Annotated in this window: 14 protein-coding genes; 6 read left to right on the forward strand and 8 right to left on the reverse strand. The window is 63.2% G+C overall.

The features are described 5' to 3' along the window. Nucleotides 1–86: 86 nt before the first annotated feature. The 5 genes from VSX56_RS13685 to iolG all read right to left on the reverse strand — a co-directional run bounded on the left by VSX56_RS13685 (nucleotide 87) and on the right by iolG (nucleotide 5,478). On the reverse strand, nucleotides 87–1,220 hold the full coding sequence (locus tag VSX56_RS13685) for a Gfo/Idh/MocA family protein (protein ID WP_339115254.1): 1,134 nt from the start codon (nucleotides 1,218–1,220) through the stop codon (nucleotides 87–89). A 63-nt stretch (nucleotides 1,221–1,283) separates the two neighbouring features. After that, complete coding sequence (locus VSX56_RS13690; protein ID WP_339115255.1) at nucleotides 1,284–2,108, reverse strand: ATP-binding cassette domain-containing protein; 825 nt, start codon at nucleotides 2,106–2,108, stop codon at nucleotides 1,284–1,286. Between the two features lies 1 nt (nucleotide 2,109). Beyond that, entirely contained in the window at nucleotides 2,110–3,216 is a 1,107-nt protein-coding gene (locus VSX56_RS13695) for an ABC transporter permease (RefSeq protein ID WP_339115256.1), read from the reverse strand. A gap of 153 nt (nucleotides 3,217–3,369) precedes the next feature. Further along, nucleotides 3,370–4,287 carry a sugar ABC transporter substrate-binding protein gene (locus VSX56_RS13700; RefSeq protein ID WP_339115257.1) on the reverse strand — a complete coding sequence of 306 codons (918 nt, stop codon included), beginning with the start codon at nucleotides 4,285–4,287 and terminating at the stop codon, nucleotides 3,370–3,372. 171 nt (nucleotides 4,288–4,458) lie between these two features. Beyond that, nucleotides 4,459–5,478, reverse strand: a complete 1,020-nt coding sequence (gene iolG, locus VSX56_RS13705; RefSeq protein WP_339115258.1) for an inositol 2-dehydrogenase — start codon at nucleotides 5,476–5,478, stop codon at nucleotides 4,459–4,461. 209 nt (nucleotides 5,479–5,687) lie between these two features. Here iolG and VSX56_RS13710 point away from each other — a divergent pair, with 209 nt between their 5' ends. Continuing rightward, on the forward strand, nucleotides 5,688–6,740 hold the full coding sequence (locus VSX56_RS13710; protein WP_350937887.1) for a LacI family DNA-binding transcriptional regulator: 1,053 nt from the start codon (nucleotides 5,688–5,690) through the stop codon (nucleotides 6,738–6,740). Between the two features lie 9 nt (nucleotides 6,741–6,749). On the opposite strand, the gene VSX56_RS13715 is transcribed toward VSX56_RS13710, so the two are convergent. Further along, on the reverse strand, nucleotides 6,750–7,319 hold the full coding sequence (locus VSX56_RS13715) for a hypothetical protein (RefSeq protein ID WP_350937890.1): 570 nt from the start codon (nucleotides 7,317–7,319) through the stop codon (nucleotides 6,750–6,752). A gap of 234 nt (nucleotides 7,320–7,553) precedes the next feature. On the opposite strand from VSX56_RS13715, the gene urtA reads away from it, so the two are divergent. From urtA to urtE, 5 genes are all read left to right on the forward strand, one after another. Continuing rightward, complete coding sequence (gene urtA, locus VSX56_RS13720; protein WP_350937892.1) at nucleotides 7,554–8,750, forward strand: urea ABC transporter substrate-binding protein; 1,197 nt, start codon at nucleotides 7,554–7,556, stop codon at nucleotides 8,748–8,750. 62 nt (nucleotides 8,751–8,812) lie between these two features. Continuing rightward, nucleotides 8,813–9,706, forward strand: a complete 894-nt coding sequence (gene urtB, locus VSX56_RS13725; RefSeq protein ID WP_350937894.1) for an urea ABC transporter permease subunit UrtB — start codon at nucleotides 8,813–8,815, stop codon at nucleotides 9,704–9,706. A 1-nt stretch (nucleotide 9,707) separates the two neighbouring features. Continuing rightward, entirely contained in the window at nucleotides 9,708–10,769 is a 1,062-nt protein-coding gene (gene urtC, locus VSX56_RS13730) for an urea ABC transporter permease subunit UrtC (RefSeq protein ID WP_350937896.1), read from the forward strand. Next, the gene (gene urtD, locus VSX56_RS13735) at nucleotides 10,766–11,536 is read left to right on the forward strand and encodes an urea ABC transporter ATP-binding protein UrtD (RefSeq protein ID WP_350937898.1); all 771 of its coding nucleotides are present in this window, start codon (nucleotides 10,766–10,768) and stop codon (nucleotides 11,534–11,536) included. The genes urtC and urtD overlap by 4 nt, the downstream gene beginning before the upstream one ends. 4 nt (nucleotides 11,537–11,540) lie before the next feature. Then, nucleotides 11,541–12,260 carry an urea ABC transporter ATP-binding subunit UrtE gene (urtE, locus tag VSX56_RS13740; RefSeq protein ID WP_339115265.1) on the forward strand — a complete coding sequence of 240 codons (720 nt, stop codon included), beginning with the start codon at nucleotides 11,541–11,543 and terminating at the stop codon, nucleotides 12,258–12,260. Between the two features lie 24 nt (nucleotides 12,261–12,284). Here urtE and VSX56_RS13745 read toward each other — a convergent pair whose 3' ends face one another. Beyond that, nucleotides 12,285–13,178 carry a response regulator gene (locus VSX56_RS13745; RefSeq protein WP_350937900.1) on the reverse strand — a complete coding sequence of 298 codons (894 nt, stop codon included), beginning with the start codon at nucleotides 13,176–13,178 and terminating at the stop codon, nucleotides 12,285–12,287. After that, a complete protein-coding gene (locus VSX56_RS13750; protein WP_350937902.1) occupies nucleotides 13,171–16,473 on the reverse strand; it encodes a hybrid sensor histidine kinase/response regulator in 3,303 nt (1,100 codons plus the stop codon). The genes VSX56_RS13745 and VSX56_RS13750 overlap by 8 nt, the downstream gene beginning before the upstream one ends. Between the last annotated feature and the right edge of the window lie 98 nt (nucleotides 16,474–16,571).

Below are 16,571 nucleotides of genomic sequence, written 5' to 3' on the forward strand. Positions count from 1 at the left end.
CCAACCTGCGAGCCGTAAAGGTCAACGCCAGCGCGACCAATCGTAATTACATCCAATGGTTTCATGTCTTCCTCCCTCGCGCCCGCTTATGAAAGGCTGCGGGCCTCCTGAATGTCGCGCCATGTGCCGTTCGAGCGGGCCATAGCGTGAATGATTTCCTCGATCACAAGACCCTGCGCGAAATCGGGGCCGCATGCGGACGCCCCCCCGATGCACGCCACCAGATCGCGCGCCTCGATAACCTTCTGCTCGTTGAAGCCGAAATTATGGCCTGGCGCGGGACAGAATGCCGCGAAATCGGGCTGTTCGGGGCCGGTGAGGTGGCGGACAAACCCTGCCTCGCCCTGCCTGTGCAGCCAAAATTCATTCATATGCTCCTGATCGAAGCGCAAGGCCCCGAGGCTGCCATGGATCTCGAACGACAGATGGCATTTGCGCCCGCGCGCGACCCGCGAGGTGGCAAAGCTCCCCTGTGCACCCGAGGCGAAACGCAGAACCGCCATCGCGCTATCCTCGTTTTCGACCGCTTTCATCCCCTCGGGCGAAGGACGTTCGGCAATGGCGATATGGGTCCGGGCAGATAGCCCCGCGACTGGCCCCATCAGAGCCACCATGAGCGAGACGAGATGGCAGCCAAGATCGCCCAAAGCGCCCAAGCCCCCACCCTGCAAGGTATGGCGCCACGACCATGGCAAATCGGGATCGGCGGCATAATCCTCGTCATAGACACCGCGGAACGTATGCAGCTGCCCCAGCGCGCCCGCATCGACCAGCGCGCGGATTGCCTGGACTGCGGGCGAGCGCAGGTAGTTATAGCCCAGAATGGTGACCTGCTGCGGATGGGCTGCGGCCATCTCGGCCATGGCGCGGGCATCTTGCAACGTCAGCGCCATCGGCTTTTCGAGCCAGATATGCTTGCCTGCCGCAAGTGCGGCCATGGCCATAGGGTAATGCAGACCGTTGGGCACAGTGATGGAGACCACATCGACCCGCGGATCGGCCATCACCTCGCGCCAGTCGCTTGTCGCGCGGGCAAACCCCCATTGGGGCGCAAGACGCGCGGCCGCATCGGGGTCGGCATCGCAGAGCAGCTCCAGACGGGGCCGCGCTCCGCCGAAAACCGTTGCGACGTTATTCCATGCCATCGCATGGCATTTGCCCATGAAGCCGGTGCCGATCAGGGCTACCCCGAGTGGCTTTTGCGAAAGAGTGCCCGTCATGGCAAACTCCATACCTATCGGAAAACCTGCAAGGCTTCCGGGCGCTACCGCCCGGAATTTGCGTCAGATCGTGCCGCCGAGCGACCCTTCGAGGTCGGCCAGTTCCTGACCGCCAGCCATGAGGTCCTGCAGTTCGGACGAGGTGATCTCGCCCCGCGCTGCCGTTCCAAGGGTCTGGCCACGGTTGAGCACGGTGAAGCGGTCGCCCACTGCCATCGCATGGCGCACGTTATGCGAGATGAAGACGACCCCCACCCCCTGATCGCGGACGCGGTCGATGGTCGCGAGCACGTTGGAGGTCTGGCGCACACCCAGCGCCGAGGTGGGCTCGTCAAGGATCAGCACCTTCGCGCCGAAGAACACCGCGCGGGCAATGGCCACCGTCTGGCGTTCGCCGCCCGAAAGCGTGCCCACCGCCTGATCGGGCGCGCGCAGGTTGATGCCCATCTTGCGCATCTCTTCCATGGTGATCTCGTTGGCACGCTCGATATCGAGACGCTTGGTCAGGCCCCTGCCCTTGGTGGGCTCGCGCCCCATGAAGAAATTGCGGGTGACCGACATCAGCGGGATCATCGCCAGATCCTGGAACACGGTGGCAATCCCTGCCTCCATCGCATCGCGCGGGCTGGAGAAGGACAGCGGCCTGTCCTCGAAGGTGATCGTGCCGGAGGTGGGCTTGTGCACGCCCGACATGGTCTTGATGAAGGTCGATTTACCCGCGCCGTTATCACCAAGCAGGCAATGGCATTCACCGGGTTTCACATTGAAAGTCACCCCGTTGAGCGCGATGACATTACCGAAATGCTTGGTGATCTCTTTCATCTCGATGATCGGGGCCTGCGCACCGGCGACCGAGCCGTGATGGAATTTGCTATCCTGAAGGGTCATCTCAACGCTCCCCCGTCACGCGTTTGCGCACCACATTGTTGAAGACCACGGCAATCAGCAGCATGCCGCCCAGGAAGACCTGGAACCAGTCCTGATCGAAATTGGTATAGGTCAGACCGATGGTGACCATGCCGAAGATGATCGCCCCGAAGAAGGCCCCGATGGCCGAGCCGTAACCGCCAGTCAGAAGGCACCCGCCGATCACGGCCGCGATGATCGCCTCGAATTCCTTCTGGAAGCCACGACGCGCATCGGTGGAGCCGGCATCGATCACGGTGATGATGGCTACAAGGCTCGCGGCAATGGCCGTCAGCATGAAGAGCGAGATCTTCACACGCTTCACCGGCACGCCAGAATTCTGCGCGGCATTGCTGTCCCCGCCGGTGGCGAAGATCCAGTTCCCCACCGGCGTGCGTAGCAGGATATAGGTGGCGACCAGTGCGAAACCTATGAACCACAGCACTTCGACCGGCACCCCCGGCACTTTGGGCGCGCCCGATTTGAAACTGTCGATGATGCCCGCTTTGGCCATCCATGCGAACAGGCCGGTAAACGCATCTCCAGAGAAGAACGGGGTCAGGAAATCCCCCTCGACGGCCTCACGCACACCGCGCAGCTGGGTCGAACCGCCGGTGAAGAGCTTCAGCCCGACCAGAGACAGGCCGCGCAGGATGAACAGACCCGCCAGCGTAACGATGAAGGAGGGCAACCCCGTGCGGATGACGATGGCACCATTGGCCGCCCCGATCGCCGCGGCAAAGACCATGGTCAACGGGATCGAAAAGATCAGCGGCAGGCCGAGATTGACGGTGAACACACCGAAGACCATGCCTGCGAAGGCTACCATGGAGCCGATGGACAGGTCGAACTCGCCACCGATCATCAGCATGGCGGCGGCAATGCCCAGAATACCCAGCTGTGCCGAAGGCGTCAGAAAATTCATGATGCCGGACAGGGTGAACATCGTGCTGTCGGCGGTGAACAAGAAGAACAGAGTGACGAGGATCAGACCCCCGATGGCACCCAGCTCCGGTCGTTTCATAAGTTTAGCGGCAAACGACTCGGATTTGATCCGTTCGTCCGCCTCGATGGTGGCGTCCGTTGGCATGGTTCCCTCCCCACATGCGATCCGTCTTGAAAAATTGGCTGCTCTTCCCCAGCAGCCCGGCCCTCGGGCCGGAAGTGTCATGCGTCACATGACATGCGCCCGTAATACGGCGCGGCGGATGCCCGGAGCGGGTGCTCCGGACATCCCGTTGACTTAGCGAATACCTTTGGCAGCGAGGTCGATGACCTGCTCGGCCTTGTCCTGCGTGATCAGGTTCGGACCCGAGGGCACATCGCCTGCAGGCATCAGCCCGTATTTGGCATTGAGCGCCAGGAAGGCCACCGGCAGATAGCCTTGCAGGAACTGCTGCTGGTCAATCGCGAAGGCCGCATCGCCATCAACAACCGATTGCAGGAAGGAGGACGACATATCGAAGGTCGCCACCAGCACGTCATCGCGCCCGATCGCCTTCACGGCCTTGACCGAGGGTTCGCCCACGATGGGTGCCGACAGACCCAGAACCGTATTCACATCGGGATCGGATTCAAGTGCCGCGCGGACCTTGGATTCCACCTCTGCCGGATCGGTCATGGTCGGGATGACCTCGACCGGATTGCCGAACCCCTCCTCGAAACCCGCACAGCGCTGATCGAGCGAGACATTGCCCACTTCCTGGTTCACACAGATGCCCTTGGTGCCGCCCATTTCCGCGAGCTTGACCCCTGCGGCCTTGCCCGCATCATATTCGGATTGGCCCACATGCAGCATCGCGCCCAGTTCCTTGGACACATCGCCACCCGAGTTCATCGAGATCACCGGAATACCGGCATCCACCGCGCGCTGGATCGACGGCCCGAGCGCGTCGGCATCGGGAATGCTCACAACGAGCCCGTCGGGCTCCTGGTTCACGGCAGCATCGATCAACTGGCTCATCTGGACCATATCGAAAGTCTCGGGCGAGCGGACATCGACGGTCGCGCCGGTATCCTTTGCCGCCTCGGCGGCACCGTTTTTCACGACCGACCAGAACGGATCACTGGCCTGACCATGGGTCACAACGATGATCTCTTGCGCCATCGCCGATCCAGCCATCATCGCGGTCACAGCTGCCGTGGCAAAAAGGGTTTTCATTGGTCTCTCCTCCCAAAAAGGTCTTGGCGCGGGCGTCCCTGTCGCCCTTTGCGCCGGTTATCCGGCCCTTGGCCGGTTGGGCCTTTTACGGCCCCCACTTACCCTGCGAGGGGTGGTCCCTGCCGGCTCCTCTTCCGGCACGGCCCCCGCGGGGGTGTCTGGACCAGCGCGTCAGACCGCGCGCTGGTAAAGCTCCTCATGCAGATCGAGCGAGACAGCCTGTCCGGTTTTGGCCGATTCCGTGGCCGCTTCCGCCATCGCCAAAGCGGCAATCCCGTCCTCGAGCGAGGTCGGCAGGGCCGCGCCATCCACAAGGGCTGCCACGAAGGCCTCCCATTCCGCCGCATAGGCGGGCATATACCGCTCGAGGAAGAAATAGGTGGGCTTGGCACTCATCACACCCTGGGTCGTCGACCGCACCACGGTGTTCTCCAGCATGTTCTGCGCCTGCAACAGCCCTTCGGAGCCCAGCAGTTCGACCCGCTGGTCATAGCCATAGACGGCCCGGCGCGAGTTCTTGATAACGGCGATCCGCCCGTCGGCATAGGTCAGCGTGACCACGGCCGTATCGACATCGCCTGCCGCGCCGATCTCGGGATCGACGATCGAGCTGCCGACCGCGCGCACCGTCACCGGCGCCTCGCCCATCAGGAAGTTGGCCATATCGAAATCATGGATCATCATATCGCGGAACAGCCCGCCCGAGACCTTGATATAGGACACCGGAGGCGGTGCGGGATCGAAGGAGGTGATCGACAACAGCTCGGGCTTGCCGATCTCGCCGCGCTGCACCGAAGCCTTCAGCGTCGCGAAATTCGGATCGAAGCGACGGTTGAAGCCCATCATCACCGGACGGCCCGTCATCGATGCCTGCGCCAGACAGGCTTTGGCCCGCGACAGTGACAGATCGACCGGCTTCTCGCAGAGCACCGCCTTGCCGGCCGCCGTGGCCTGCTCGATCAGATCCGAGTGGGTATCGGTCGAGGTCGCCACCAGCACCGCATCGATCGCCGGATCAGCGAGGATCTCCTCGGTGGTGCGCGCCTCGGCCCCGAATTTCTCGGCCAGCGCCTCGGCCCCCGGACGGTAGACATCCGAGACCGCCACCAGCGTCGAGCGCGGGTTTCCGGCAATGTTCACAGCATGCACCTGACCGATCCGGCCGGCGCCCAAAAGCCCAACTTTCAGCATTTATCCCTCCCTGTTGCCGCCCTCCTCAAGGCCGCGATGGGGATATTAAGACTTCCTTTGCTCGCGTGTGCAAGCTAAATTTGCTCTCGTGTGCAAAATTTATGAGCCAGCCGACAGTTACTCTGTAGAGTGGAGCTGCCGTCCAAGAGGCGCTATAGAAACGGTGACCGGACAGCCACGCTGCCCGATCGCGTAACAAGGACCAGAGCATGAGTAACGACGTCCCGACGACCCCAGAGGCCAGCACCGCTTACGGCAGCTATGTGACCGCCGATGACGTGGCCCGCGCAGCGGGTGTCTCGCGCTGGACGGTCAATCGTGCCTTCCGCAAAGATGCCTCGATTTCCGCCAAAGCCCGCGAGAAGGTGATGCAGGCCGCAGCCGATCTGGGCTATATCCCCGATCTGCGTGCAGCAGGTCTGGCCTCGGCGCGCTCCGTCTCGGCGCGCTCCAATCTGGTTGCGCTTCTGATCGACGATTTTGCCAATCCCCACAAACTGGTAATGCTGGAGCATCTGACCCGCGCGCTGCGTCAGGGCGGGTGGGATATCTTGCTGGTGAACACGCTCGATACCGATGATACTGCGCCGGCCTTGCGCCATGCCAGCCAGCGCCGCGTCGATGCGACGATCCTGATCGGCATCCAGTTCAGCGACGAGATCCTCGATCAGGTCCATCAGGGCGGGCGCCAGCCCAAGCTGATCGTCTTCGCGCGAACCTCGCAGGTCGAGGGCGTGATCTCGATCGCGGTGGATGATCAGGCCGCGACCCGATGCATCGCCGAATATGTCACGCGCAAGGGCTTCCGCAGGCCGTTCTATCTGGCAGGGCCGCGCACGTTCTCGGCGCATCTGCTGCGCAAGGAGACCTTCATGGAGTATTGGGGGCAGACCCACGGGCATACGCCCGAAACCGCATGGATCGGCGCCTATGATTCGCAAAAAGCCGAATCGCTGATCCGCGAGAGCCTGCGCGGACGGGCGGCGGAGGCCTTGCCCGATGTCATCGTCTGCGAGAATGACGCGCTTGCTTTGGGGGCGATTGATGCCATCCGGCACGACCTGAAACTGCGCGTGCCCGAGGATATCGCGGTGATCGGCTTCGACGATGTGCCGCAGGCGGCAGGCGCCAATTACCGGCTGACCACCTATCGCCAGCCACTGGCCGAGATGGCCGCCTATCTCGTCGAGGTGCTCGAGGCGCAGGAACCGATGCAAAGCCGGATGTTTCTGGGCGAGCTGGTCGCCCGCGAGACCGCATAAGCCCCGATTTCAGATCCGGCCGTCCGCGCGTGCCTCCAGCGCCACCCGCATCTCGGCCACTTCACCCTCGCCGAACCCCCGCAGGCAGAGCCGCTCGACAGGGCTCAGCTCACACCAGAACCGCTTGAGGACCATATCCCTCTCGGCACGCGGCGCGTTTTCCATCCGCAGGTCGTAGATCCTCTCGGCGGCGTCCAGAAGTCGCAAATGTAGCGCCGCCAGAAGCGCGCCGAAGGCCGCCTGACCGCTGGCCGAATTGCGCAACCGCAAGATCGCGCCCTCGCCGATGGTCATGGTCTGTGCCAGTCCCCAGCCAAGCATATCGGCGGCCCGGTGCGGCCTGATGGGCAGATGGCCGGTCAGACCATAGGTCAACTCCAGCACGCGCCGTTCCTCGGCGGGCATCGCCAGCACCACCCGGGCACAGGCCTGCTCGAGCGGGTCGACGGCCTCGTCGAGCCGCCCGCGCCGCGGCATAAGCCCCTGTGACGCATGACGGCGCGCCTCACGCGAAGGACGGGGGTGCAAGGTCCTGCGCACAAGACCATCGACTTTCGAGAGAATATATTCCGCCAGCACTGATTACCCTTTCACAACCCTCCCCGTCTGAAAATAGCGCGGCCGCGCCGGTTTTCCCCTTGCAAATAAGGAAAACCGGTCATGCATCTTTGCGGGCGGACACAGCGGCAAGCACCCTGCGCGCCTGACCGCCATACTCCCTTTGGTGCATATGCCTTTGCGCGCGATCGCGTCATCGTCCTCCCCACGCCGCCCCTTCCAAAAACGCGGCACCATCAACAACGGGGATGAACTATGAAAAAGACCAATCTGACCATCGCGGCTCTGGCCTTCGGCGCCGCCTCCGCCCATGGCGCGCTGGCCGAAGACACCGTGAATGTCGGTGTTCTGCAATCGCTCTCGGGCACGATGGCAATCTCGGAAGTCACCGTGAAAAACGCCGAAGTCATGGCGATTGACGAGATCAATGCCGCAGGCGGCGTGATGGGCCACCAGATCAAGGCGGTTGTCGAGGATGGCGCCTCCGACCCCGCGATCTTCGCGCAGAAAGCCACCAAGCTGATCGAGAATGACGATGTCGTCACCGTTTTCGGCGGCTGGACCTCGGCCTCGCGCAAGGCGATGCTGCCGGTCTTCGAGCGCACCGATAACCTGCTGTGGTATCCGGTCCAGTTCGAGGGTAACGAATGCTCGGCCAATATCATGTATTCGGGCGCCCAGCCCAACCAGCAGATCCTGCCCGCCTATGAATGGGCCAAGGCCGAAGGCGACAAGAGCTTCTTCCTCGTCGGTTCGGATTACGTCTTCCCGCGCACGGCCAACCTGATCGTGAAGAAACATATCGAGAAAGACGGCCTGACCATGGCGGGCGAGGAATATGTGCCCCTCGGCGGCACCGATTTCTCCGCTGTGGTCGCCAAGATCCGCGCGGCCAAGCCCGATATCATCCTCAACACGCTCAATGGCGATTCAAACGTGTCCTTCTTCAAACAGCTCGCCGCCTCGGGCATCACGCTGGAAGATACGCCGGTCATGAGCTTCTCGATCGCCGAGCAGGAAGCGCAAGCAATGGGCACCTCGCTGGTGGCAGGTTCCTATGCCGCATGGAACTATTTCGAGACCCTGCCGGGCGATGCGAACGCGAAATTCGTCGAAGCCTACCGCGCGAAATATGGCGCCGATGCCGCGATCACCGATCCGATGCTGCATGGCTATCTTGATGTCTATGCCTGGAAAGCAGCCGTTGAAAAGGCCGGCAGCTTCGAGACCGATGCTGTGCGCAAAGCCGCTGTCGACCTCGATGTGGCAACGCCTATGGGCGATGTGGCCTTCGCGCCCAACCAGTCGCTGACCCAGACCGCCTATGTCGGCAAGCTCGACGAGAACGGCAAATTCGACATCGTCTGGAAATCCGAAGGTGAAATCACCCCCGAGCCCTATGATGCTCTCACCTTCCCGGGCAAATCCTGCGACCTGAGCGCAACCAACTGATCCCCCGACTGGCCCCCGGATCGCACCGGGGGCCGATTTCTTTCCCGCGAAGGAGAAAACCCATGTTGGACACCGCACTTGTTGTCGGGCAGATCTTCAACGGTTTCAGTGTTGCCTCGCTCTTTGTTCTCGCCGCTCTCGGTCTCGCGCTCAGCTTCGGGCTGATGCGGGTGATCAATATGGCGCATGGCGAGATGCTGATGCTGGGCGGCTATCTGGCCTATCTCACCTATCTGGTCGTGCCGGGTCCGCTGGCGATCCTCGTCGCGATGCCGGTGGCCTTCCTCGGCGCGGCACTTCTGGGCGGCATCATGGAGCTGACCGTGGTGCGCAAACTCTCGGCGCGCCCGCTTGATACGCTTCTGGCCACATGGGGGGTCAGCCTCATCCTGCAACAGGCGGCGCGCTCGATCTTCGGCCCCATCGGAGTGGGGGTCACCGCGCCCGACTGGCTCAATACCGGCTTCATGCTGGCAGGTGTCTATTTCCCCTCGACCCGGATCTTCATCCTTCTGGTGGCGGTTCTGGTGCTGGTGGCGCTGGGACTTCTCATCGCGCGCACCCGGCTGGGTCTTCTGGTCCGCGCGGTCAATCAGGACCGCATGATGGCAAGCGCCTCGGGCATCAATGTCCGCCGCGTCGATCTGGCCGTCTTCTGCCTCGGCACGGGCATCGCGGGGCTTGCGGGCGTGGTGCTCTCGCTTCTCGGACCCGTCACCCCCTCGGTCGGCCAGAGCTATATCATCCCCGCTTTCCTCGTGGTGGTCATGGGCGGGCTTGGCTCGATGGTGGGCACAACGATTGCCGCCATTATCCTCGGCCTCGTCTCGGCGATCAGCCAGATCTTCCTCGATGTCTCGATGAGCCAAGTGCTGATGCTGCTGTCCGTGATCATCTTCCTGCAATTCCGCCCGCAAGGCGTGGTGGCCACCCGCTCGCGCGCTCTGGAGGACTGATATGACTGCAATTCACCGCTATGGCTGGATCGCCGTGCTGGCACTGGCCGTTCTCGCTCCCTCCTTCGTGTCGTCCTACGACCTCAATCTGCTGGGCCGTTTCCTCGCCATGGGCATCCTTGCCATCGGCATCGTGCTGATCTGGGGCGAGGCCGGTATCCTCACGCTCGGACAAGGCGTATTCTTCGGACTGGGCGGCTATTCCATCGCCATGTATATGAAACTGGCCTCGCTGCCCGCGGGCAGCCTGCCCGATTTCATGGAATGGTCGGGCGTGATGGAGCTTCCCTGGTGGTGGGTGCCCTTTGCCAACCCCGCCTTTGCCATCGCCGCCATCATCGTAATCCCGACGGCTTTCGCGGCCCTCTTCTCGTGGCTCGTCTTCCGCCGCCGCATCGTGGGGGTCTATTTCGCCCTCATCACACAGGCCGTGGCGCTGACCTTTGCCACGCTGCTGACCAGCCAGCAAAGCACGACAGGCGGCTATAACGGGCTCACCGGCTTCACCGAGATCTTCGGCTTGCAACTGGGCACTCCGGAGGCCAACCGCATCCTCTATTTCGTCACGCTGGCGCTTCTGGTCGTAGTCTTCGCCTTTACCAAATGGCTGACCGGCTCGCGCTACGGCACGCTTTTGCGCGCCACCCGCGATGGCGAGAACCGCGTGCGCTTCTTGGGCTATAACACAACCCCCTACAAGGTCGTGGCCTTCGCATTCGCAGGCATGTTCGCATCGATTGCAGGGGCACTCTTTACGCTCCATGCCGGTGTGGTCTCGCCCGCATTCGTAGGCGTGGTGCCTTCGATCGAGATGGTGGTCTGGGTCGCGGTCGGTGGCCGCCACAGCCTCTGGGGCGCAGTCCTTGGCGCACTGGTGGTCAACCTTGCCAAGGACGTGATCTCCTCGGCCATGCCGGAAGCGTGGCTCTATGTGCTGGGCCTCGTCTTCATCCTGACGGTCATGTTCCTGCCCAATGGTATCGCCGGTCTGATCGAAGAGCTGATCGAGAAATCCCGTAACCGCCGCACCCCCGAAGCGGACCTCGTGGAGGAGCCGAAATGAACGCCTATACCCCCGTAACCCCCGATCCCTATATCCTGAAACTCGATGGTATCACAGTGGATTTCGACGGGTTCAAAGCCATCGACAATTTCTCGATGACGCTCGAACGCGGCCAGCTGCGGGTGCTGATCGGCCCCAATGGTGCGGGCAAATCCACGCTCTGCGACACGATCATCGGGCGGGTTCAATCGGCCTCGGGAACGGTGACCTTCAACGGCGCCAATATCACCAACCTGCCCGAATTCGAAATCGTCCGCCGTGGCATCTGCCGTAAATTCCAGACACCGGGGGTGCTGCCCTCGCTCACCGTGCGCGACAACCTGCTCGTCTCGGCGCGCAAGGATCGCCGCTGGTGGAAAGGCTTCGGCCATGGCGCCAAGCGCGAGGAGGCCCGGCAGGTTGATGATCTGCTGGAGAAGATCGGCCTGACCGACAGGGCAGATACCTATGCCCGCGATCTGGCCCATGGCGAGAAGCAATGGCTCGAGATCGGGATGGTGGTGGCCACGGGAGCCGAGCTGCTTCTGCTCGACGAGCCCACCGCCGGCATGGGCCCCAACGAGACCTCGAAGACGGCCAAGCTCATCCATTCGCTTCTGGGCGATCATGCGGTGCTGGTGATCGACCATGATATGGCCTTTGTCGAGGAACTTGGCGCCAAGGTCACCGTGATGCATCAGGGCAAATTCCTCAAACAGGGCTCGGTCGCCGAGGTGCGTGCCGATGCCGAGGTCGCTGCCGTCTATCTTGGCCGCGCAAAGGAGTAAGCCCATGGACAGCCTGTTGAAAATGGAGCGCGTCGGCGCAGGTTACGGCCAGAGCCCCGTGCTGTTCGATATCGACCTTGATGTAGAGCGCGGCGGTGCGCTCGCCCTGATCGGGCGCAATGGCGTAGGCAAGACCACCCTTTTGCGCACCATCATGGGCGTTCAGAAAGCCACTAGGGGCCGCATCACTCTGGACGGGGCGGATGTCACCTCGACCAAACCGCATGAGCGCTCGCGCGCGGGCATCGGCTTTGTGCCGCAGGGCCGCCATGTTTTCCCGCATCTGAGCGTAGAGGAAAACCTGCTCTCCGGGCTCTCGGCCCTGGCGGGGCGCGGCAAGGGGCTGATTGGCCGGGGCATCCCCGATCATATCTTCGATCTCTTCCCCAAGCTCGACCAGATCCGCCATCGTAAGGCGGGAGTTCTATCTGGCGGCGAGCAACAGCAGCTGGCGATCGGTCGGGCGCTCTGTGGCCAGCCGAAACTCCTGCTGCTCGACGAGCCCACTGAAGGCATCCAGCCCAATGTGGTCCAGCAGATCGAGGAGGCCCTGCGCCGCGTGCGCAGCGAGCTGGGGGTGACCATCATCATCGTCGAGCAATATCTCGATTTCGCATGGTCCTTTGCCGATGAGTATTGCGTGCTGCAACGTGGGCGGCAGGTCCGTCAGGGACGCACGGCAGAGGATACCGCCGCCGAAGTCGCGCATCTGGTCAATGTGTGATTTGTGACAATTTGGCCGAGCGGCCTATCCCTGCTCGGCCAGCACCTGCACCGCCATTGCCGCGGCAGTGGCCCGATTTTCCACGGATAATTTGGCATAGATCTGCAACAGGTGCTTTTTGACGGTGGCGACCGAATTCCCCAGAATGTCGGCAATGTCCTGATTGGATTTTCCTGCGGCGACCCAGACAAGCACCTCCGCCTCGCGCTGGGTCAGCGGAAACCGATCGCGCAGGATCTCCTCGCGCAGACCCGGACGGTCTTCGGTCACGCGGAACAGATATTCGCCCTCGCGCACCGGATTGAGATAATGGAACCCGATCTCCGCCTCGCCCAGAGGCACCACCGCACTCGTTCCTGCCTGACGGGTCAGTGACAGAAGCTGCCCCACCAACGCATCGGTCAGCATCAACTGCCCGCCGTGGAACAGGCCACCCAAGAGCTCCTCGGCGCGTGGCGTGGTCCACAAGATCCGCCCGCCCGCATCAATCGCCATCAACGACCGGCCCGTGGCATCCAGCGCCGCCCGCGCGCCTTCGGCCAGACGCGCGTTGGACAGATGCACGCGGATACGAGCGATCAGCTCCTCCAGCTTTATCGGCTTTGTGACATAATCGACCCCGCCCGCCGCCAATCCCGCCACCACATGTTCGGTATCTGACAGTCCGGTCATGAAGATGACGGGGATATTCTCGCGTCCCGGTGTCTGCTTGATGGTCCGCGTGGTGGTGAACCCGTCAAGACCCGGCATCACTGCATCCATCAAGATCACATGCGGCGCGATCTTGGCCAAAAGGTCCAGCGCCGCCTGACCGGAGGTCGCGACCAGCACCGTCATCCCCTCACGCTCCAGCGTGTCGGTCAGAAGCCCCAGTGTCTGCGGTGTGTCATCCACGATCAGGACGATATCCTCACTCATCGCCTATCTCCTCCAGCAGAGCCCGCAGCTCCTGTGCCAGCCGTGGCAGCTCGAACCCCTGCGCCAGCTGCATCCAATGCGCCACCGATCCAGCCGGGCGGCCCTCCAGAATATCCAGAACCCCGCGCCGGTGACCGATCTCCGCAGCCGCCAGCAAGCGTTCGAGCATCTCGCGCGGGATTTTTACCTGCGCCGCAGGCGGGCGGGCGGGTTGCGCCTCACGCCAGCGAAGGTCCAGAAGACGCCCGATCTCGGCCACGACTGCATCGAGATCGACCGGTTTGGGCAGGAAGGCGTTATGCACCCCCGCGCCCTCGGCATGGCTGTCATGAGCATTACCCGACAGCATCACGATCCTCATCTCTGACGAGAGCGCCCGCAACTTTCCGGCAAGCTCCCAGCCCGTCATGACCGGCATGGTGATGTCGAGAAGCGCCAGATCGGGGCGCAGCGAGGGCGCAAGGCGCAACGCCTCGGTCCCGTTCTGCGCCACCACGACCTGAAAGCCCAAAGGCGCAAGGATGCGGCGCAGGAGGGCCAGATGATCGGCATCGTCATCGACCAGCAAAAGCCGTTTGCGTGGTCCCTCATAGCCCGCAATAGCCTGCGCCTGCCCCTGTGGTCCGCCCGATGCCTCGAACATCAGCAGCTGCAGGAACATGCGCGTGCCCTCGGCTGGCGCACTTTCGACGCGCAACTGTCCGCCCATGATCTCGACAAGAAGCTTGGTGATCGTGAGGCCCAGCCCCGTGCCCGGCACCAGATCGGCACGGGTGCCGCGATCGAACGGATCGAAGATACGGCCAAGATCCTCGGGCGCGATCCCCATGCCGGTATCGAACACCTCGACCTCGAGGATATGGCTGCGATAGCGCAGGCGCATCCCCACTTGCCCGGCTTCGGTGAATTTCACCGCATTGGAGAGCAGATTGATCAGCACCTGTCGCAGCCGCTTGCGGTCCACCAGAACCTGTCGCGGCAGCCAGCCCTGGCGGTCATAGACAAACTCGAGCCCCTTCGCCTCGGCCTGGAAACGGAAGATCTCGGCCAGCTGGTCCAGCAGCTCGGGAAGCGCCACGCGGTCGCGCGCCAGCACGAGCGTGCCGCTCTCGACACGGGAAATATCCTGCAACCCGTCCACCAGATCGCCCAGATGCTCGGCCGAACGGCGGATCACGCCCACCGCCGAAGGCGCGGCCGAGATATCGCGCTCCATCAGCTGGGCATAGCCGTAGATCGCGTTGAGCGGCGAGCGGATCTCGTGGCTCAGCCCCGTAAGAAACCGCGATTTGGCAAAGTTCGCGGCCTCGGCCACCTCGCGGGCCTTGCGCGCCTCGGCCTCGGCCTCCTCGCGGGCCGAGACCTCGCGGCGCAGATCCTCGGCCTGACGCTCGAATTCATCCTCGACCTGCCGGCGGTTCTCATGGGCCAGCACGAAGAACCACGCCATCAGCCCCGACAGGATCGCCAGCGCCACGAAGATGACCCAGAAGGCGGTGCCCACGGCCTGTGCGGGGATCTCTTCCATATCGCGGGTCACCTGATGGCGCACGGCTCCCAGAAGCCCCGCCATGGTCAGGATGAAGACCAGCCCCAGCCCCGCCACCTGCCCGATCCGCGCCCGCCTGCGCGCCGAGAGACGTGCGGGCAACAACCGCTGCGACAGGGTGCGGATCTGCTGCGAGAGCCGTGCATCGGGCTTGCACAGATCGCGGCAGCGCCCCTCGAGCGAGCAGCACAGCGAGCAGATCGGCACGCCGTAAGCCGGACATTGGGCCATGTCCTCGGGATCGAAGCGGTTGGCGCAGATGCCGCATTGGCACAGCCCCTCCGCATCGGCAGGCGTCTGCGACTGGCGCGCGATATAGAACCGCCCGCCCGTGGCATAGGCCAGACAGGGCGCGGCCAGAAACGCGACCAGCAGCCCGACCGGCACACAGAAGGCCTGCGCCATCTCGCCCGCGAGCCCCGTCAGACACAGGATCGAGACCAGCACCGACAGCGCCATTGCCCCGCAGCCTACGGGATTGATGTCGTAAAGATGGGCGCGCTTGAACTCGATCAGCTTTGGTGAGAGCCCCAGCGGCTTGGCAATCGCCAGATCGCCCGCCACGGCCCCGAGCCAGCCCACCGCCAGAATACCGTAGAGATCGAGGATGCTCTCGAGCGCCCCGAACACGCCCAATTCCATGAGCATCAGCGCAAGGGCGGTGTTAAAGACCAGCCAGACCACACGACCCGGATGGTTATGGGTAAGGCGCGAGAAGAAATTCGACCAAGCGATAGAGCCCGCATAGGCATTGGTCACATTGATCTTTACCTGCGCGACACAGACGAAAACCCCCATCACAACCAGCGCGATCAGCGGATTTCCGAAGACGGTGCGGAAGGCCAGATCGAAGGCCACAGCAGGCTGGGCGGCCAGATCGGGCGGGACACCCGCGCGGATCGCCATGACCGTCAGCCACGAGCCGAGCGCGATCTTGGCGCCCGCGATCAGCACCCAGCCGGGCCCTGCAAGCCCCAGCGCCAGACGCCTGCGCCAGCCATCGCGTTCGGGCAGGAAGCGCAGATAGTCGACCTGTTCGCCGATCTGCGGCAGGAGCGACAGCAACAGAGAGATCCCTGCCCCGATCTGGATCAGATCGAATCCCGAGGCAGACCCGCCAAAGCCCAGCCATGCGCCCGCACCGGGCGCGGTTCCGCCCTGGCCTGCCATGAGAAGCACGAGGAGCGGCGCGATCTGGAACACCAGCCAAACCGGCTGGCTCAGCCGTTGCATTTTGGAGATCCTTCGGATCCCGAAAGCCGCAATCGGCAGCACCACCAGCGCCGAGACCAGATGCCCCAGCCAGAGCGGCACCCCGAGCGCCAGATTGAGCGCCACCGACATGATCGAGGCCTCGATGGCAAAGAGCACAAAGGTGAAAGACGCATAGACCAGAGAGGTGATGGTCGAGCCGATATAGCCAAAGCCTGCCCCCCGCGTGAGCAGGTCGATATCGAGCCCCGAGCGCGCCGCATTGCGGGTAATCGGCCAACCGATCAGCAGGGCCAGCACGATCAACCCGCCGATGGCTGCCAGCGTATCGCGTGTGCCATGCGCCAGCGTCAGCGAGCCGCCGATGGCCTCGCAGGCCAGAAAGGCCAGTGCTCCGACAGCGGTATGGGCCACGCGGGACGGTGTCAGCCGCGCCCTGCGCGCGGTGAAGCGCAGCGCGAAATCCTCCAGCGTCTCGTTGGCCGCCCATTGGTTGTAGTCGCGGCGCTCGGGCGCGATGAACTGGTGCCGCAAGAAAGCCTTCCTTTCCGGTCTCTGTCTCCGGTTAGGATAGCAGGTGCCGCCCGCGCAAGCCCTAGCCGCAAAAACCGCCCGAAAAACCGGCCTTTGCC

This window comes from Thioclava kandeliae (assembly GCF_040297545.1).
Classification (GTDB): domain Bacteria; phylum Pseudomonadota; class Alphaproteobacteria; order Rhodobacterales; family Rhodobacteraceae; genus Thioclava; species Thioclava kandeliae.